The organism is Streptomyces lavendulae subsp. lavendulae (genome assembly GCF_002803845.1).
GTDB classification, from domain to species: Bacteria; Actinomycetota; Actinomycetes; order Streptomycetales; family Streptomycetaceae; genus Streptomyces; species Streptomyces lavendulae.
Window position 1 is genome coordinate 335,058 of sequence record NZ_CP024985.1, and the last position, 18,673, is coordinate 353,730.

The 18,673-nt window shown below is 70.2% G+C and carries 14 protein-coding genes and 4 pseudogenes; 6 read left to right on the forward strand and 12 right to left on the reverse strand.

The window, feature by feature from the left end; genetic code table 11:
• Positions 1-164: 164 nt before the first annotated feature.
• The 3 genes and pseudogenes from SLAV_RS01625 to SLAV_RS01635 all read left to right on the forward strand — a co-directional run bounded on the left by SLAV_RS01625 (position 165) and on the right by SLAV_RS01635 (position 3,689).
• A complete protein-coding gene (locus SLAV_RS01625) occupies positions 165-1,766 on the forward strand; it encodes an alpha/beta hydrolase (protein ID WP_030226749.1) in 1,602 nt (533 codons plus the stop codon).
• 507 nt (positions 1,767-2,273) lie between these two features.
• Positions 2,274-2,636, forward strand: a complete 363-nt coding sequence (locus tag SLAV_RS01630) for a DUF1330 domain-containing protein (RefSeq protein ID WP_030226747.1) — start codon at positions 2,274-2,276, stop codon at positions 2,634-2,636.
• 74 nt (positions 2,637-2,710) lie between these two features.
• Positions 2,711-3,689: pseudogene (locus tag SLAV_RS01635) on the forward strand (IS5 family transposase).
• A 519-nt stretch (positions 3,690-4,208) separates the two neighbouring features.
• Here the strand turns inward: SLAV_RS01635 and SLAV_RS42060 are convergent.
• Positions 4,209-4,331 (reverse strand): annotated as a pseudogene (locus SLAV_RS42060) (IS5/IS1182 family transposase); the annotation flags it as partial.
• 72 nt (positions 4,332-4,403) lie between these two features.
• Between SLAV_RS42060 and SLAV_RS01650 the strand changes: the two are divergent.
• Complete coding sequence (locus SLAV_RS01650; RefSeq protein ID WP_158740513.1) at positions 4,404-4,898, forward strand: hypothetical protein; 495 nt, start codon at positions 4,404-4,406, stop codon at positions 4,896-4,898.
• 1,991 nt (positions 4,899-6,889) lie between these two features.
• Here SLAV_RS01650 and SLAV_RS01655 read toward each other — a convergent pair.
• The 4 genes and pseudogenes from SLAV_RS01655 to SLAV_RS43550 form a co-directional block, all read right to left on the reverse strand.
• Entirely contained in the window at positions 6,890-7,180 is a 291-nt protein-coding gene (locus SLAV_RS01655) for a YciI family protein (protein WP_030226739.1), read from the reverse strand.
• Between the two features lie 315 nt (positions 7,181-7,495).
• On the reverse strand, positions 7,496-8,092 hold the full coding sequence (locus SLAV_RS01660) for a LysE family translocator (RefSeq protein ID WP_234333452.1): 597 nt from the start codon (positions 8,090-8,092) through the stop codon (positions 7,496-7,498).
• Between the two features lie 489 nt (positions 8,093-8,581).
• Complete coding sequence (locus SLAV_RS40770; protein ID WP_158740511.1) at positions 8,582-8,791, reverse strand: bestrophin-like domain; 210 nt, start codon at positions 8,789-8,791, stop codon at positions 8,582-8,584.
• A 1,268-nt stretch (positions 8,792-10,059) separates the two neighbouring features.
• Positions 10,060-10,167 (reverse strand): annotated as a pseudogene (locus tag SLAV_RS43550) (transposase); the annotation flags it as partial.
• A 645-nt stretch (positions 10,168-10,812) separates the two neighbouring features.
• On the opposite strand from SLAV_RS43550, the pseudogene SLAV_RS42065 reads away from it, so the two are divergent.
• Positions 10,813-11,048, forward strand: a pseudogene (locus SLAV_RS42065) (IS5 family transposase); the annotation flags it as partial.
• 502 nt (positions 11,049-11,550) lie between these two features.
• Here SLAV_RS42065 and SLAV_RS01685 read toward each other — a convergent pair.
• The gene (locus SLAV_RS01685; protein WP_030226736.1) at positions 11,551-11,850 is read right to left on the reverse strand and encodes an HPF/RaiA family ribosome-associated protein; all 300 of its coding nucleotides are present in this window, start codon (positions 11,848-11,850) and stop codon (positions 11,551-11,553) included.
• Between the two features lie 341 nt (positions 11,851-12,191).
• On the opposite strand from SLAV_RS01685, the gene SLAV_RS43555 reads away from it, so the two are divergent.
• A complete protein-coding gene (locus SLAV_RS43555) occupies positions 12,192-12,608 on the forward strand; it encodes a helicase associated domain-containing protein (RefSeq protein WP_106979756.1) in 417 nt (138 codons plus the stop codon).
• Between the two features lie 611 nt (positions 12,609-13,219).
• Here SLAV_RS43555 and SLAV_RS01695 read toward each other — a convergent pair.
• The 6 genes from SLAV_RS01695 to SLAV_RS01720 all read right to left on the reverse strand — a co-directional run bounded on the left by SLAV_RS01695 (position 13,220) and on the right by SLAV_RS01720 (position 18,441).
• On the reverse strand, positions 13,220-14,608 hold the full coding sequence (locus SLAV_RS01695) for a HAMP domain-containing sensor histidine kinase (protein WP_030226730.1): 1,389 nt from the start codon (positions 14,606-14,608) through the stop codon (positions 13,220-13,222).
• Positions 14,605-15,333, reverse strand: coding sequence for a response regulator transcription factor (locus SLAV_RS01700; protein ID WP_030226727.1), 729 nt, complete (start codon positions 15,331-15,333; stop codon positions 14,605-14,607). Before SLAV_RS01700 ends, SLAV_RS01695 begins: the two co-directional genes overlap by 4 nt.
• Before the next feature lie 38 nt (positions 15,334-15,371).
• A complete protein-coding gene (locus SLAV_RS01705; RefSeq protein WP_030226726.1) occupies positions 15,372-15,956 on the reverse strand; it encodes a hypothetical protein in 585 nt (194 codons plus the stop codon).
• A gap of 159 nt (positions 15,957-16,115) precedes the next feature.
• Positions 16,116-16,955, reverse strand: a complete 840-nt coding sequence (locus tag SLAV_RS01710) for a cytochrome c biogenesis CcdA family protein (RefSeq protein ID WP_078950146.1) — start codon at positions 16,953-16,955, stop codon at positions 16,116-16,118.
• Complete coding sequence (locus SLAV_RS01715) at positions 16,952-17,593, reverse strand: TlpA family protein disulfide reductase (RefSeq protein WP_234333449.1); 642 nt, start codon at positions 17,591-17,593, stop codon at positions 16,952-16,954. Before SLAV_RS01715 ends, SLAV_RS01710 begins: the two co-directional genes overlap by 4 nt.
• Complete coding sequence (locus tag SLAV_RS01720) at positions 17,590-18,441, reverse strand: thioredoxin family protein (RefSeq protein WP_051840409.1); 852 nt, start codon at positions 18,439-18,441, stop codon at positions 17,590-17,592. The genes SLAV_RS01715 and SLAV_RS01720 overlap by 4 nt, the downstream gene beginning before the upstream one ends.
• Positions 18,442-18,673 lie beyond the last annotated feature (232 nt).

The following is an 18,673-nucleotide window of genomic DNA, read 5'->3' on the forward strand; positions in this document are numbered from 1 at the left end:
GACGGTCTCCTCCCGGAGGAGGAGACCGGACCGGGCCGCAGGTCCCGGACCAGGGGTGGACGGGACCGGGGTCCTCGTGCCCTTGGGTGATGTGCCGTACCAGGGCGGGTTCCTAGCCTCGGGGCATGCGATCACACGAAGCGGACGATGCTCAAGGAGACCCCGTGACCACTGTCAGCCCCGCCGCACGCCGCGGCTTGGCCGTGGGCCTCACCCTCGCCGCCTGCCTCACGTCCTCCCCCGTCCTGGCCACGGCCGCCGAGCCCCCCGCACACGACAGCTCCGGGGCCGGACTGGACCGGTACTACCGCCAGCACCTCGACTGGGGCAGCTGCATCAAGGGCCCCGACGACACCACGGGCCGCGATCTGGACCAGGCAGGCGTGCAGTGCGCGGACGTGACCGTGCCCCTGGACTACGCCGTCCCCCGCGGGCGCACGATCACCGTGGCGATCTCCCGGCTCAAGGCCACCGACACCCGCCACCGCATCGGCGCGATCCTCCTCAACAACGGCGGTCCGGGCGGTCCCGCGCTCCAGTCCCCGCCGCAGGCCCGTGCGTCGATGAAGGAGGTCGGCGCGCGCTACGACATCGTCGGCTTCGACCCGCGCTTCATCGGGCGCAGCACCGCGCTGGACTGCGGCTTGCCCGTCGGCATGACCTGGCTGTCCGCCGGCGGCAGCCGGGCCGGCTTCGACCGCCAGGTCGCCCTGCAGAAGAGCCTGGCCGACAAGTGCCGGGCCGCCGACGCCGCGGTGCTCCCGCACATCACCACCCGCAACACGGCCCGTGACATGGACGTCATCCGCGGCACGCTCGGCGAGCGGAAGATCTCCTTCCTGGGCTACTCGTACGGCACCTACCTGGGCACGGTCTACACGCAGATGTTCCCCGGCCGCCACGACCGGATGGTGCTGGACGGGGCGATCAACCCGAGCGACTACCGCCCCCGGCTTCTGAAGGGCACCGAGCGCGAGAACGAGAAGGCGCTGTCCGACTGGGCCGCCTGGGCAGCGGAGCACCACGACACCTACGACCTCGGCCGCAGCCGCGCCGAGGTGCTCGCCGCCGTCGACCGCATCGTCGCGGCAGCCGCGCGCGGTCCGCTGACCATCGGCGTCGGCGCCGATGCCTTCCGGATCGACGACAGCCAGGTGCCGCTCCTCCTCTTCTCGGGCATCGCGGACGACACCGCCCCGGCGCGGGCGTCGTTCGGCGAGCTGCTTTCCGTACTGGCCAAAGCCGCGGAGGGCCGGTCGACGACGGTGCCGGCGATGCTCGTCCCGGAACTCCGGTACGTGCTGCGCGGTGAGGGCGAGCCCACCGGCGCGCAGTCCGCCGTCCTCTGCGGGGACGTGGCCGCCGCGCGCGATCCCGAACTCTACTGGCGGGACATCGAGCGCAACCGCACCGCGCACCCGCTGTTCGGCGCTCTGACCAACAACATCAACCCGTGCGCCTTCTGGGACTCGCCGCGCGAAGAGCCCACCCGGGTCCGGCGCGATGCCCCTGCACTGATCGTCGCCGCCACCGGTGACCCGCGTACGACGTACAAGGGGAGCGTCGAGCTGCACAAGCAGCTGCCGAGCTCCAGGCTGGTCACCCTTGAGGGCGCCAACCGGCATGCCCTCTTCGGGCGCTACGGCAACGCGTGCGTGGACGACCAGGTCAACCGGTACCTGGCCACCGGCAAGCTGCCGGCGAGGGACCGGACCTGCGTCAAGCAGGCGGGTGGGATGCGTTCAGATAACGGCCAGGCTGCCTGAACGCCCACTCGACACAGGCGAGTGTGTCAGCAACAGCACCAGGCCACATCCGCTCATCCTCGACGCGGCGGACAGCTGTTCGAGTCCTCGTGGAAGCTTTCCGGATCCGCCGAACTGCAACGTGTCTGCGAGGCCGCCACCGCTCGGCACGGACGGCCTTCGGGCGCCTACGCGGCATCGCCCTTTCTGATCAACATGCCGTCATCCTGCCACAAATACAGCCGATATCGCCCAGATAATCGGGTCACCGCCATGCGAGGGCGCTCCTGCTTCTCGCCAACAGCCATGCGCTCAACGGTCACTGCGTGATGCCGAAAACCACCAACAAATGCTCTCGCTTGAAGGTTCTGGCACATATTCCGTGAGAGACAGGCCGTTGGTGCGTGCGGCGGCCCCTGAGCGTCTTCCCCGACCTCGCGGCAATTACCTCTGGGGTAATCGCACTACCCAACCGACCTCAGCTACGTTCGCGGTCATCACCCACCCCCTGAACGAAGGAGCCCCGTGATGCCCGCTTACGGCTTCGCTCACCTCAACAGCCGGCGAAATCACTCCGACGTCATCCAGTACCTGGAGCACATTCAGGCGACCCTCGACCCCTTCGCAGGCCGCTTCGTCATCCACGGTCCGCCGGCCGAAGTCGTAGAAGGCAGTTGGCCCGGCAGCATGGTGCTCATCGAGTTCCCCAGCCTTGCCGAAGCCCGTGCCTGGTACGACTCCCCGGCCTACCAGACCATCCTGCACCTGCGCACCGACCACATCAAAGGCGACCTACTGCTGATCGAAGGTGTCGGCCCGAACTACCACCCGGCCGAACGAGCTCACAAGCTGCAAGCAGAAGCCGTCCGAGCGAGCCAGCCAACCGATTAGGGCCTGTGTGATGTTGTGATCAATCCCCGGGTTCTGCCCCTGTTCCGGGGCAGAATCCGGTAGGAATGTTGGCTGTGACGCGCAGGCAACTCGCCGACGAGCAGTGGAGTTTGATCGAGCCCTACCTGCCGATCGGCAGGTTCGGGCCCTATCCTGAACGGCTTCGTGACCAGTTCGAGGGAGTGATCTGGCGGTTCCGTTCCAGCGCCCAGTGGCGGGAGATGCCTGACGAGTTCGGCCCCTGGTCCACGGTCTTCGGCCGGTTCCGGGTCTGGCGGGACGCCGGCGTGTTCAGCGCCCTGCTCGAAGGGCTGATCGCCGAGGCCGCCCGCGAGGGGAGAACGGACCTGTCGCTGGTCAGCGTCGACTCCACGACCGTCCGCGCCCACCACGACGCCGCCGGGATGCTCGTGGACGAAGAGCTCATGCAGGCCTTGGAGGAGGCCGCGCGCGAGCAGGGGGCGGCCCGACAAAAAGGGGCGAGTCGCAGAACAGAACGGACAGGACGAGCGCAGACGGGTCCGATCGCGACGCAAGCTCCGTCTGAAGCAGGCCCTGCTCGGCAGGTCACGGGGTGGGCTGAGCAGCAAGGTCCACCTCGCCGCCGACCGCGGGTGCCGTCCGCTGGCGCTCGTCCTGACCGCGGGACAGGCCGGCGACAGCCCGCAGTTCGTCCCCGTCCTCTCCAAAGTGCGTGTGCGCCTGACCGTCGGCCGGCCTCGCACCCGGCCCGGCGCGGTCGCCGCGGACAAGGCCTACTCGTCCCGCGCCAACCGCGCCTACCTGCGCAAACGCGGGATCAAGGCCGTCATCCCGGAGAAGAAGGACCAGGCTGCCAGGCGGAAACGGAAGGGCAGCAGGGGCGGGCGACCCGTCGACCACGACACCGAACTCTACAAAGAGCGGAACACCATCGAGCGCCTGATCAACAAGCTGAAGGCCTGGCGGGGCATCGCCACCCGCTTCGACAAGACGCCCGAGAGCTACCTCGCAGGCCTTCACCTCCGCGCCTCGATGATCTGGATAGACGACCTCGTGCGACCGCTCGGCTGATCACAACATCACACAGGCCCTAGTGCAGCAACCCCAGACGATGCAATGTCATCGAATGTAGAACCCCGTTGCTCGTCCTCACGGAATGTGTGCCAGAACCCGTTCACGCCCCGCCTCCTTCAGACGGGCGGCCGCATCCGCGCTCGCCGCCCGCGCCGACTCCAGCCGCTCCCCCGCAGCCCGCACATCGCCCTCAGCCGCCGCCACGCCCCTACTGGCGCGGTCCGCCACCTCCTGCGCTGCGGCCCGCGCCGCCTCCAGACAGTCCGCCTCCGCCTCGGCTGCCTCCGCCCGCGCCACTCGGGCACGCTCACGGCGCGCGTTCCACCCGCCCTCCGGCATCCGCTTCCTGCGGCTGTACCTGGCCCGCGGCAGGTCCGGCGGGCCGAGCCGCCTGCGCGCTGCCGGGTGGAACCGCTCCCGGCTGCGGTTCCAGACCGGCGAAGCCCATCGCGGCGTCCAGGGCAGACCCTTCTACGTGTCCCCACTGCAACCGTCGTCTCGGTCGGCACGTCCGCCCCAGGTCACACCCCTGCGCAAGACGATCCCGCGCAAAGCCGCACGGTCATCCCGACAACGCACCGGATGTCGTCGACGTCGCGGCGACAGAGGAGGCAGTAGCGGGGCGACACGTTCCCACAGGTCATCAGAGACAAATCAAAATCATCCGAGACCCGCAGAGCTCTGTCGCCCCGCCGCCCAACCGAGTCCTTATTGCTGCTGCTGTTGCTGTTGCTGCTGCTGCTGTTGCTGCTGCTGCTGCTGTTGCTGTTGTTGCTGCTGCTGTTGCTGCTGCTGCTGCTGTTGCTGCTGCTGTTGCTGCTGTTGTTGTTGTTGCTGTTGCTGCTGCGGGTTCTGCTGTTGCTGTTGCTGTTGCTGTTGCTGTTGCTGTTGCTGTTGCTGTTGCTGTTGCTGTTGCTGTTGCTGTTGCTGTTGTTGCTGTTGTTGTTGCTGCTGTTGCTGTTGCTGTTGCTGTTGCTGCTGCTGCTGTTGCTGTTGCTGCGGGTTCTGCTGCGGGTTCTGCTGCTGTTGTTGCTGCTGTTGCTGCTGTTGCTGGTTAATTTGATTGATGATTTGGACTATGACCGGTTGCGCAATGCCGAGGCGTTTCCCCGCGGCTTCTGTCGCTGCTCTGGCCTCTGCCTTCACCACCTGCGGGGGGGCGCCTCTCTGCACCGCCGCTTGCGCTGCAGCCGTTCCTGCCCTTAGGACTGCGGCTGCCTGCGCCGAGGACACTGCCGGCCCGATGCAAGCCACAGAACCTACGGAGAACGGGCCCTGGCCCGTAACAGTGACCGGTCCGATGTGACCGTTAGAAGAGGAGCGCACAGACTTTCCGCCAGGCGAGATAGTGAACGTCTTACTGGCAGCGAAGCCATCCCCCGTCAGAGTGCTTCCGTTCACCCGACACTTCGGGGCGGAAACGGCGGAAGCTGAGGTGACGGTGGCTCCTACCGTTCCGCCTCCCAGCGCGACAATCACGGCGACACTCAATGCGATCTTGCCTTTCACGGACCTTCTCCTCTCGACACTGCACCGTCACCCAACCGTCAGGTAGGAAAGGAATTGAGACCCCTTCAGGAAGTCGACGACATAGCCTACCCGGCTGGAACTCGCCTGGTCTGAGCCTCAGCACCGGGGTGCCCTCGCCGGGAATTCTCCACCCCGCATTGATGGGTTCAAGTAGCACTAGACCTACTCGGCGCCTACTCAGGTCACTTTGCCAGACGGTTGAGCAGCTGTTGATGTTGCACGGAAAGTTGACGGGGCCCTTCGAAAGCGGGATCTCCCAGTACGCCCAGTACGCCGTATTTCCGTGGAGGTGGCACCTTCTTCTTGTTGCCTAGAGGCGGGGCAGTTGCGGCGCTGTGTTACAGTCCGGTTCTCCCTTTATGGTCTGATAGCTGCGCATCCGCCGACTACCGCCACGACCAGCAAGGCCCCAGAGCGGCATCATCTCGTGCCAGCTGGAGGGCAGCGCATACCTCTCTTCCACCATGCCCGCCATCCCGTTGAATCGCATCCCGAGTGCGAGGGTGCTGGGGGTGGCGGTCGCCCGGTCCACGGCTTCGGCCGAGCCGAGATCGTGGCGGCCCGCTGGTGGACCGTCGCTGTCGTAGCGCCGACCTCGGTCGCGGCCTTCGTCGTCGCCGTCCCGGCCCGCAGGTACTCCAGAAACCGCCGGCGCGGCTCCGGCGTGAAACGGGAAACTGCGCGCCCTCCGCTTCACGGGCGCGGCGGCCACCGCGTCGCACGCGGTGGCGAAAGCCGACTTCTCACTGCGCCACGTCTGGGCCCGGCCGCCGCCGTCGCGTTCGGGTCGTGGGCGCTGTGGCCGGTCTACGACCCATCGTGCGTCGTCTACTCCGGGTCCTACGTCCCCATGAATGCGCCGAAGGCCGAAGTCGACGCCGCCGCGCAGCGGCGCTACGACAAGGCCCTCGCCGACGGCGCGTGCGGTCCCAAGCGGGCGTGCTTCCACAACTGGACTCGGTGAGGCCGGTCCTGGCGTCACCTGGCGTGGTCGCCAGGGACGTATCGGGCCCGGATTCCTTCGACTTCGGTGATCAGGCGGGTGGCTGCCTTGTCGTGGTAACCGAGTGCCGAGCGCTTTGGTCTCCACGACCAGGTGGCCATCGGTGAGGAGGCGGTCGCCGACGCGGAGTCCGGTAGGTGGGACGTCCACCGGTACCCGGCCCGCCCACGCCGCCGCCGGGGTCCGCCTGGGGGCGGCCGGCCGCGCGCCGAGGCGCTTCGCCCTCGACGGTCCGGGCGATCCACTCGCACCCGGAGGCCTTTTCCGCGAGGCGCAGGACCAGCGGGGAGGGATAGACGCCGACAACCTCGCGTCGCCGTCGGCCTGGCGGCCGTGGTCGGCCAGCGCGCAGCGCTTCGTCAGCACCTGCATGTCGGTGACGAGCGTGCTGTGGAGGGGGCCGGTGGGCGTATCGCGGCGGCGGGCGCAGCCTGGCAGCGGGGCAGTCCGGGGAGGGTGACAGGAGAGGGGGCGAGAACAGCTTGAAAACCTCGCGGCGGATGCCTTTGCTGTCGGTGTTCTCTGGCATGGGGGTCCTTTTCGGCAGGCTGGCGTACCCATACTTTTGGCCCGAATAAAGGCCCCGGGCACGCGCCTCACCGCGTTTACGCGAGTGTTTGGATTTCGCTCCAGGACCGGAGGACGGGGTCACAGGGGCAGCCCGTCACTGGCCCTTGAGGTCCTCCAGACCGGCGGCGACCATCAGTGGAGTAAATTCCACGACACTGTGTGTGGCAACGTCGTTGAGGACGTAGGGATCGGTGGCAAGGAGACGGCTGAGGTCTTCGGTTGACATCTCGGAGGCGAGGTAGACGCCACCGGTCAGGGGTATCTGGCGCCCTGCTACAAGAAGCAACCGTTGTGAAATGAGCTGCTTCAGCCAGTCGCCATGGGCTGGCCTGAACCGATCCACCACGTCGACGGATGCCGTGTAAGTCACTGTGACCATGAACATGCCACAACCGTAGTGGTAGAGCATCGGGGCTGGCCAGTGATCATACTTCCCTGCACAGACAGCAGGCGTCACGCAATTTCCGCCGCAACCGGTCCGACGAACAGGACGGACTCGTGCCGGGGTCCTGCGCTTCGCTCCGGACGGGTTCGGGGCCGCCGTGGCGGGACGGCCATGCCAAGGCGTAGACCCCGGGCCGCAGTACGGCCAACGGCGGCCCGGGGGGGGGTGCCGCGGTCGCCGTCACGGCGAACCCGCTCCGAACCGGGGGACATCCTCGGCCGTCACTTCCAGGCGCAACCGCTTGGCCTAAACCGGCTACGCGACCGCGGTCCGCAGTCCGAGGGCGATGAGCACGGCACCGCTCACGCGGGCAAGGAGGCTGCGGAAGCGGGGGGCCCGGAAGGTCGTGCGGGCAGTCGCCACGATCGACGCCAGGGCCAGCAGCCAGGTCAGGACCACGGCGACGTGGGCGGCCGCCAGGACGGCGATCTGCGGCGCGACGGGGTCTTGAGCGCTGAGGAACTGCGGGACGAGCGTGAGATAGACCGAGGCCGCCTTGGGGTTGAGGACGTTCGACCACAAACCCTGCCCGAATCCGCCGAGCCCACCCCAGGGCGCATGCCAGACCCGGTGGCCGGTGGGCGGCGCCTCGGCCTTCGCGGAACGCCAAGTGCTGACCCCCAGCCAGACCAGGTAGACGGCGCCCAGCAGCTTCACCACGGTCATGGCCTTGGCCGAGGCCATGGCCAGGGCCGAAAGGCCGACCGCGGCGAAGGCCGCGTGCACCAGCAGTCCGCAGACGGTACCGAGCGCGACCCGGGCGCCATCACGCCGTGAACCCGCGATCACGTTCCGGCTCACCAGCACGAAGCTGGTGCCGGGGATCAGCACCAACGGCGTGACCGCAGCCACGAAACCGATCACCTGATGTGAATACACCCCGCGACACTACCCCCAACACCTCAACGCTGAAGGTGAGTTGCCCGCAGCACGACAGTGACGACCTTCAGACTGGACTGCCCTTCGAGCGCTCCAGCAGGCCGGCTTCCAGAAGCCGTAGTCTCGGCCGGCGGTCTCGGTCTCGGACCAGTCTTCTCCGCCTGGCCCCGGGCCTCTGGGCCCGCCCACGGCTCTCACACCTGTTGGTTCCTCTTCACGTGCCGCTCGCACACGCAGTCCTCGCCGGAAGCACGCCACATACCGGGGATCACTGAAACTACGCACTGCTCAACCAACCTGCGCAGTCCCACCCAGGCCGACGAACACCGCAGGTCAGACACCTAACGAGCCCAGACACTGCGCATATTCAGTGAGCCAACACAGCCACCGACACGCTCAGCCAACCTGCAATGCTCCGGGTCAGGAATATGACGCCTACGCAGATTCACTGACCAGCGACAGTCACGGCGGCGTCCTCGCGCCCTTCCCGCAGGAGCCACTCCACTGCCGCTCGACCACGGCGTGGGCGTAGTCGCGCACGCAGCCGTGCATGGCTGCGCGGGTGGTGGGAGGGAAGGTCTCGGCGTCGCGGGCGATCTGCGAAACCGCGCTGGCCTCCGCCGCCCACATGCCACTCCAGCACCAGCCCGGCCGCATCCCCGGGCTCCGCACACCACGATCTGAGGACCACACCGCCACAGTCGTACCGCACACACACGCGCACTCCCGGCCCGTCCCCACGTACGGAACCCCGTGGCGCACCACGCCACCCACCGGCCTGTCCGAGGCGGTGCCGCGCAGGCAAGTCGGCGACGCAAGGGTGACGGGCGGGCCGCCCGCTCCCGTACGCACCCGGTCTGGCCACCTGAAGAGCTGCGACCGATCCTGGCAGCCATCTATGGGTGCCTGCCCTCCTCACCTCCCCATGACGACTGCCTCAGGCAGGCCGACTGGTGGCGAGCCCAGCGATCACAAGTACGAAGCTGAGAGAGCACACGATGCGCTGCTGACGGGACCACATGTCCCACCCGCGTTCCAGCTTGCTCCCCACCATGATCCCGACCACGCCAACGGTAAATACGATGAATCCCAACACGGGCATGCAGCTATCCGATCCGTTAAGGGACGGACTCGTCAAGAGACCTACAGGGGCAAGACCCTTCGGCTCACCGGTTGCATGGTGGGCGGCCTCGTCGTGCGAACCTCCACGCGGCCGTCAGACCAGAACGCTTAAAGCAACTGCACTGGCCGGGTTGCGGCCCTCGGCCGCCCAGCTGCACCACCCTCTGGACGAGGGGGCGGCAGACCCGCGCCGTACGCTCCGCTGCGGCGAGGCGGCCGGTGGTCAGCACCCGGTCCCCCACGCGCAGGCCGTTGAGCGGGATGTCCACCACGAACTGCCCGGCGGAATCCGCACCCCGTCACCGTCCGCGTCCCGGACAGCCGGCTGCGGACCGGTCTGCGCGCAAACCACGGTCCGGGCAACCCACTGGAACCCCGCCGCATCCGAGAGACGCACCACCAGCGGCGAGGGTAGAGACCGACGACGCCGCCGTGCGCCTGGCGGTCACGGTCGAACACCTTCTGCCCGACCGTGAAACGGCGGGCCAACCATTCCCAAAGGGTGTCCGGAAAAGGCGGTCCGCTTGCGGACCGCCAGGGCCCGGAGGGCGGCTACGGAACGTCGCCCCGCCACACGAACCGGCCCACGTCACCGGAGCCCCCTTCGGCCGACCCGTAGTCGGACCGTCCACCCGGACCACACGAACCGTGATCGGACATCAACAACGTACCGTCCACCACCGCCTGCACAGGCCAACCGGCGACGTCGAGCAGTAACCCGTCCAGGGGTCACCCACCAGCAGCACGTACGCATGACCCAGCCTCGGCCCCGGCACCGCCCATACGGCCCGCCCGGCACCGTCAGCCGGCGCAACGTCGCGCCGAACTCCCGGCTCGAAACCGCCCTCACGGTTCCGTGGAACCTGGACGGTCACCGGACCGACGTCGGTGATGACGGTCTTGGCCCGCTTGCCGTTGCGGGAGTTCCGGGGGGGCTTCCCTGCCCGATCGTGCCGGTCATGGCCGAAAGGAACGCTCATTTCGTGCAGCCGCTTCGTGAGCTGCTGGAGCAGACCGCCCTCGCCCGTCAGCTGCAGCCGGCACCGCAAGTTCAAGAAGAACCTGCTGACTGATACGAGGTGATGCACGATCCCGTTACAGGAGCATCAATCCGTTCAGTCGACTTCGGCGTTTTCCGGCGCCGGAGGAATGCGGGTCGGAATATCGAACTCCGGATACAGCTGAAAAGTTCCCTGACATGCGGTCAGCAACCACTTTCCGTCCTCTTTTGACATCACGTAGAGCGGCGAGTTGTGCCCGAGCTCGTCGGCACAGACGACCGTCGCCCCGTCGGGCGGGTCGGTGTAGAGACCGATGATCCGCGTCCTTTTCCCTCGAAATCGCGGTCATTCGACCTCACCCGGGAACGGGTCCGGCGCCAGCGCACACCCTCCGCCAGCAGGATCCGGCGGACCTGGGATCTTCCCACCACGATCCCGGGCTGCCGGGCGGCGTCCGCCAGAGCCTCAAGCGTCCACTGAGATGTCCCCGCCGCGTCGTCCGCGGCCGGTTCACCATCCTCGCCCCTGGTCAGACGAGCCGGAGGGATTTGTCTGACCAGCGCAACAAGCGAACACGCTGCCACCCTCGGCATCGACATGCACATCGTCCGCCGCGGCCCCACCACCAGGGGATTCTCCGTCCGCCCCGTCGATGGACCGTCGGCTGGCTCATGAACCACCGCCGCCTGGCCCAAGACTACGAGGCCCACCCGCACCACTCCGAAGCCATGATCCACCCCGCGATGATCAACCTCGTCACCCGAAGAATCACCACCGAAACCACCCCCACACGGCGTGGCCTATGAATCGCACTCAACCCGGCAATCCGGGATGAAACAACGCGTTCAAACGCCCTCTGACACCAACCACCGACATGAATACGGCGCATCGCACCTAAAGGACAACACCCAGCTCCACGGCTGAACGTGCCCAGGGTGGTGGGGGCTCGTTCCGTGCGGCTTCGGTGAGTCGGTCCGGGCGCTCGATCTCCGCGATGCAGCTGCGGATCAATTCCAGGAGCACCCCGACACCACCGCTCCAGCGTTCGCAGTCGCTCGACGACGGGCGGGAGGGGTCAGTCGATGACGCGTCCGGCGGGCGTGGCCTACGCCCTGTCTGCTACCTCTGCCAAGAGTCGCCCGCCCAGGGTGGTCCGGGGTGACGGTGCGGCGAGGCGCCCGCGCCCGGTTCCCGCCCCTCGTATGTTCGATCGGCGCCGGCCGCGCCGGGAGCCCCGGTGCGCGCGTCAGACCCCTCCCCGGCCCTCCGCCGCGCGGGGCAAGCGGGGCGGGCCCGCCCGGGCGTCGGCTACTTGGGGCGCCCGTACATCCGCTGCGTGTGCCTCCTGAGCTGGGCCGACAACTTGTCGACCAACCGGTTCACAGCCACGTGAACGTCGGGGCCAACGGCGGGCACGGCACTGAGCTCCACGCCGTCCACCCAAAGGATGCCCAAGGCGTGGTGCTCCGAGCCTTCGGCCTTCAACGTCACCTGGGCGCTGAGGGTGTCGGTGGCCAGCCCCGCGTTGAGCGTGTCCAGCTTCTCGCCGACCCATGCGCGGAGCGCGTCGGTGATCTCGACGTTCTCCCCATCGAGTGTGTAGTCCATCGTCTGCCTCTCGGTTGTCTGACAAGGTCCTCGCTGGTCAGGCTAGGGCCTGTCGTCAAATCTCCGTGCCACCGAGGGCCTGGACGGCACCGGGCCGGGACGGGTCGGCCGTCCTGATGCCCGGAGCATTCTCACCTCGAAATCCTACGGGCCACTGATTCGGGCACTGAATGGGCTCCGGGCCACGATGAACGCGCCGTGGAAATGCCCGCATTTCCCCAGGAACCAGAAACGCATCGTGCAGCCGTCGCCGCTGATCGGCAAAGCACCCGCCGACGGCGAGGACGAGAACCGGCTCCTCCTCCACTGCGCAGCCCCCGCGGCCCAGCCCTGATCGCGAAGTGGATCAGCTACCAGGTCTCCAACGCCGAAGGGCAGGACTGGCGCCGCGGCATCGAAGCCGCCTTCCGCTACCGGGAACGCGAGGGCCACCCCCAGGTCCCTACGAGCACACCGAAGGCCCCTACCCGCTCGGGCGGTGGCTCTCCGACCAGCGCCACACCTGCCGCACCGCAACCATGACCGGCGAGCGGGCCGCCGAGCTGGAGGAGCTCGGGGTCGTCTGGGACACCGCCGACCATGCCTTCGACCAGGGCCTCGCCGCCGCACGCGCCTACCACCGCCTGCACGGCACCCTGGCCGCCCCCGGGGCGCGGCCATCCTCAGCGTCCAGATCGGGCAGCGGCTCACCAACGTCCGCCGGCCCGAGGACATCGGCCGGTGGCTCGCCACCCACCAACGGAAGTGGAACCGGCTGAACACCGAACAGCAGGCCCGGCTCGGTGCGCTCGGGATCACCCCAGCGCGGGTCGTACGAACCCGCCAGGCACCCGCGAAGATCCACGTCCGGGCGGGCAGCGGAAGCCTTCCACAAGGGCGTGACGGCCCTCGCGCAGTACCTCGCCATAGAGCGCCTGCGCCCACACATCAAGATCGTCGAACATGAGTCACGCTCCGAGTGATCGGATCCCCCTCCCCCCGAGGGGGAAGCGAAGACCTTCACTCAGCCGCTGGACGCGGCCCCACCTGGGACGAATAGGCGGGGGGCGGGTGTGGTCGTCCCTACGTCTCACATGACGTGTTGGCCAGGACAGGAGTTCCCGTCCTGTAGTCGAACTTCGCAACGGACAGGTCGAGTTGCCTTCGCTGATGACGGTCGAGGCGGTCGTGATCAGCCACCGCGCTCGGCCTCCACCTCTGCGCGGCCGGGCCGCTCGCCGCCCCTCGGGGTGGAGTGGGCCGGCTCCTGCCTGCCCGCCCCGTCCCCGGCCGCCGAGATGCCCGCCAGGCCGGGGACGGGCCTCGGATGCTGTGTACGGTCCCGGCTCCGGGCGGGCCGGGGAGCGGGACGCCGGCGCCCGCCCGGGGGTCAGCGTCTGCGGCGGCGGGCGAAGCGGGTGCGGTGTCCCGACGGGGCGGCGGCGGCCAGGGCGAAGGTCACGGTGATGTGCGCCCCTCCGAGCGGGCCGCGCGTGACGCGTACCGTACCGCCCGTGGCGGTCGCGGCGCGGCGCGCGATGTCGAGGCCCAGGCCGGTGGAGCCGGTGCTGGCTCCGCGGGACAGCGCGCGGTCCGGTTCCGGGATGCCCGGTCCACCGTCCTCGACGACGAGTTCCACGGCCTGGGCCGTGCGTGCGACGGCGACGGCGAACGCGGTCCCCTCCGGGGTGTGGCGGAAGACGTTGCCGATGAGGGCGTCCACCACGGCGGCCACGTCGTCGTCGGAGAGGGCGACGGCCGTGGGCTCCTGGGTGATGTCCAGGGAGCACGAACGGTTCTGCTGCTCCGCGAGGACCGCCCAGAAGGCGGTCCGGCGGCGGACGACCTCCGCCGCCTCGCTGCGCGGGCCCGCGCCCGCCGCGGGAGCGGAGCCGTGTCCCGGGGGCCGTTCCGTGGCGAGCAGGCCCTGACCCATGGGGCCGATGGCGAGCGGGGTGCGGGCCGCGGCGATGATGGCCTGCAGCTCGGTCTCCAGCTCGCAGACGGCCGCCTCGACCCTGGCCGACTCCGGCGTGCCCGCCATCCGTTCCGATGCCAGGTGGAGTGCGGTCAGCGGGGTGCGCAGGCGGTGCGAGAGGTCGGCGACGAGTTCGCGTTCGACGGCGAGGAGTTCGTTCATGCGCTGGGCCATCGCGTTGAAGGCGACGCCCGCGTCGTGCAGTTCCCGGGGGCCCATGGGTTCCACACGGGCGTCCAGGTCGCCCAGTCCGAGCGCGCGCGAGGCCTGGGCGAGCCGTTTGGAGGAGCGGACGACCTTGGCTCCGAGCCGGTCGGCGACCAGTACCGAGCCCGCGATCAGCCCGACGGCGAGGAAGCACATAACGGCCCACGACTGCGCCACCCCACGCGTGAGTTCCGCCTCGGGCACGAAGTTCTCGATGACGGCGACCTCGTCCCGCGGCAGCACCACGGGCTGCAGGCAGACCCACCCGCCGGGGACTTCCTGGGAGATCGACTCCCGCCCGCGCCGGGCCCGTTCGAGCAGGTCGGCGGGGGCCTTGGACCGCCCCAGGGAGCCGGTCCCCGGCAGGTGGACGACCAGGTGGTCGGCCGCGTCCAGGCCGGCCGCGGCCTCGCGCAGGGCGTCCGGGTCCGTGGTGAGGGCGAGTACCGGCGCGAGGGCTGCGCCGCGTTGCTGAGCGGCCGTCACGCCCTGTTCCTTGACCAGCGACATCACCAGGGCGCCCAGCGGTATGAGGAAGGAGAGGGCGACCATGGAGGTCACGGCGAGGGCCACACCGGCCAGGGAGCGCCTCAACGCGGTGCCACCAGCTTGATGCCGACCCCGCGCACGGTCAGCAGGTAGCGCGGGGCTGACGCCCGTTCGCCGAGTTTGCGGCGCAGGGAGGACAGGTGCACGTCGACGGTCTGGTCGTCCACGTACGGTTCGCGCCACACCTCGGTCAGCAGGCGGCGCTTCGAGACGACCTGGCCGGCGTGGTGGGCGAGGAAGGCCAGCAGGTCGAACTCGCGGCGGGTCAGGCGCAGCTCCTGTCCCGCCAGGTGCACGGTGCGCGCGCCCGGGTCCACCGCCAGCGCGCCGACGACGGTGGGCCGCAGGGGCTCACCGGCCTGCGCGGGCGCCGCGCCGATGGTGCCGCCGGCGGAGGCGGGGGGCGCGCCGCCGGTACGCCGCAGGACGGCGGAGAGGCGGGCGAGGAGCTGGCCCCCGGAGAAGGGTTTGACCAGGTAGTCGTCGGCGCCGGCGTTCAGGATGTTGATGATCTCGGACTCGTCGTCGCGGGCGGTGGCCACGAGCACCGGTACGGAGGAGATGCCGCGGATCATGCGCAGGGCGTCGCCTCCGTCGAGGTCGGGCAGTCCGAGGTCGAGGACGATCGCGTCCACGGGCGCCTGCGTGACCTCGCGGAGCGCGCCGAAGCCGTCGGCGGCGCTGCGCACGGCGTACCCCTGCTCGGCCAGGACTTCTATCAGTGACTGACGGATGCTGGGGTCGTCTTCCACGACCAGGACGCTCGGCATGCGGACACCTTAGAGGCTCGTTCCGGTGGTGGCCTCGGTCAGGGCGTGACGAAGGCCGGGACCCCGTCGGTGACGCGGAGCCGTACGGGGTGGTCGGACACCGGGATGGTGCAGCCGTCCCGCGTGCTGCAACTCGCGTAGCCGATCAGCACCGTCGCGCCGTCGCCGCTGCCGTCGCCGCGGCCTGACGCGCGGACGGGGAGGGTGGTGGTGACCGGGCCGTCGGGGTAGACGGGCACCGGCGAGTCGACCCCCGGGACCCGGATCGGCCGTACGGGCTGTGCCGCCGTCAGCGGGCCGTCGGCGGCGAGGGTCCCGGTGACGGCCACCGCGGTCGGCCGGCCGACGCCCTCGATGCCGGTGGGCGGCAGGGCAGCGCTGTAGAGGTGGAATCCGGCGGCCTCGGGCGCGAAGACGGCGGTGAGGGTGCCGGTCCGCTTCGAGGGCTGCCAGTCGGAGACGGAGAGCGCGACGGTGACTCCGTTCTCGGAGAAGCGCGCGGTGGTCGGGGGTCCGTCGGCCGAGGCTCCGGCGGGCTTCCCGCCGCAGGCCACGAGGAGGGCCAGCGGGACGAGGGCGCCCGTGGCGCGGAGCAGGCGCCGGGGCTGCGGGGAGGGGGTCATCGGGGGCCTTCTCGTTTCGTGGGGCGGCGGCGTGGGCTGCGAGGAGTGGCTCGGGGCGGATGGGCGGGGAGGGCGGAGGGCAGCCGGGGAGGCGGTGGGGGTGGCCGGGGCGGTGGGGGTGGCCGACGGGACGTTGCGTGCCTCGCCGTTCGGAGGGCCTCACAGGGACGCCGTGAAGCTCGTGCTCCACAGCCGCATGCGGTGGACGAGGTCGCTCCACACTCCGGTGGCCAGCGGCACGCCGACGGTCACGAGCATGCGGCCGCCCGTCCGCAGGACCCCTGCGCAGTGGCGTTTCACCAGGCCGAACGCGCCCAGTGCCGGCCGGAAGGCGAGCGCGGCCAGGACGAACGGGAGGCCCGGTCCGAGGCAGTAGGCGGCCATCAGCAGGGCGCCGCGGGCGGCGCTCGCCCCGTTCCGGGCGGGGGCCTGGACGGCGGCGAGAGTCGGGCCGACGCACGGCGTCCAGCCGACGGCGAAGACCGCGCCCAGCGGGGGAGCTCCGGCGAGGGCCGGCGCGGGGCGCAGGTGGCTGCGGAACTCCCGCTGCGCGAAGCCCGGGAGGAGGCCCGTGAAGGCGAGCCCCATGAGGACCGTGAGGAGGCCGAGCACCAGGGTGTCCTCCCCCCGATGGGCCAGCAGGCTCCGCCCGACGTAGCCGAACAGGCCCCCGCCTGATACGAGGACGGCCGTGAAGCCGAGGACGGACAGGACGGTGCCCGTCACCATCCGGCCGCGCCGATCGCCCCGTGCGTAGGCGAGGTCGGCGACGGACGGGCTGGTGACATAGCCGAGGTAGCCGGGTACGAGGGGCAGCACGCACGGCGAGAGTAAGGAGACGAGCCCGGCGGCGAAGGCGACCGGGGCCGCGACCAGGACCGTTCCTTCGATGAGCGAGGCGGCGCCCGTGGCGGTGGCGGCGACGGCGGCCGTCGCCGCGTCCGTGGCCGTGGCCGCGAGCGAGGTGGCGGCCGGCTGCCGGTACGCGTACGCCGTCATCCTTCCGCCGCCACGCGGTCGATCAGCGGCTTCAGCCGCCCGGCACTGACGGCGCCGCCGATGGCCACGGCGACGCGGCCCTCGCGGTCGACTACGAGGGTCGAGGGGATCGTCTGCGGGTTGAGCACCTCCGGCGGGAACCGCAGCAGGAGGGCTCCGGTGGGGTCGTGGAGGCTGGGGAAGTCCAGGCCGTGGGCGCGTACGAAGGACCGGGCCGCGTCCCGGTCCCGGTCGCGGGTGTTGATGCCGAGGAAGCGGACCCCGGCGCCCCGGACCTCGCCGCTGAGCAGGGCGAGGTCGTCGGCCTCGGCGCGGCAGGGCGCGCACCAGGAACCCCAGACGTTGAGTACGACGACCTCCCCGCGGAAGGCGGCGAGCGAGATCGGGTTCCCGTCCAGGTCGGTCCAGGTCAGCACGAGCGCGGGCCGGCGGGCCCGCGGGGCCGCGACCGTGGCGCCGGACGCGGATGTGACGGCGACGGTGCGGGCGGCCGCCCCGGTGCCGGAGGTGTGGGCGGAGGCGGTCCGGGGGCAGGAGGCGGAGCTGTCCGTCACTGTGCCGATCAGCAGCAGGGCCGCCGCCACCGCCAGACCGGCGCCGACCGGGAGGACGGCGGCCCTGCGTACTGGCCCTCTCACGGGGCCCACTTGCGCAGGAAGGAGCCGATACCGTCCGCCGTCAGGGACGGGTTGCCGCTGACGTGGGTGTCGACCCGCGTGGTGCCGGACGGCGATACGACCACCAGTACGGGCATCGTGTACGTCCCGCCGGAGGGGCTGTACTTGCGCAGCAGCGCGGAGTTGGCGGAGCTGTCGCCGCCGATGTCGACCTTGACGAGGTGGTAGTCGTCCGCGAGGAGCGCCGAGGTCGCCGGCTGGGCGAACACCTTGTCGGCGGCCTTGCAGTTCCCGCACCAGTTGGCCCCGAAGTCGAGCAGGACCATCCGGCCGTCGGACTTCGCCGAGCGCAGGGCCGCGTCGATCAGTGCCTGGGCGTCGGCCGAACTGTCGTAGCCGGGACCGGGGACCTTGGCCGGGGCCGGTGCGGGGAGGGCGGCCGACGTCGGCTTGGCGCCGCCCGTACCGGAAGCAGTACCGGAACCGGAACCGGACCCCGATCCGGAGCCGGCTGCGCCGACGCCCTTGCCCGCGCTGCCCGATGCGGAACCGGTGGCGGCGCCGGGCTGCGAGGCCAGGACGGACGCGGAGGCCGAGGCGGAGGCGGAGGCCGGGGGCAGCACCGAGGCGGTGGCGGACACTGCGGGGGACGCGTCCTGGGACGTCCGGTCGGCGGCCGGCGCCGATGCCGGCTCCTGGGCGCCGGGCGGCGCGGCGGATCCGGCGGGGGTGGAGGAGGGCCCGCACGCGGTGGCCAGCCCGGCCACGACCACGGCAGCGGCGACCATCCGCAGGCGCCGGGCGAGGGAGGGACGGGAGGGCGCCGGGCGGCGTCCGGAGCGGACGGACCGGAGCAGGCGAGAGCTCATGGCGAAGACCCCTGGGGCAGGTTCGGACGGCGGGACGGGCGAGGCGCGTCCCGGCTCGGTGAAACCGGGGCCGTCGGTGCACGGGGGTTCGTGCCCCGGTGCCGACGGCCGCTCGGCTGACGCGAGCATAGGGCCGGCGGGGGCCCGTGGAACCGGCTCGGGGCGATCTTGAGGTTGCCCTGAGGAACTGCTCACCTTCCCGTTCGCCGCGCCCCGTCCCCCGGGGGCAGGA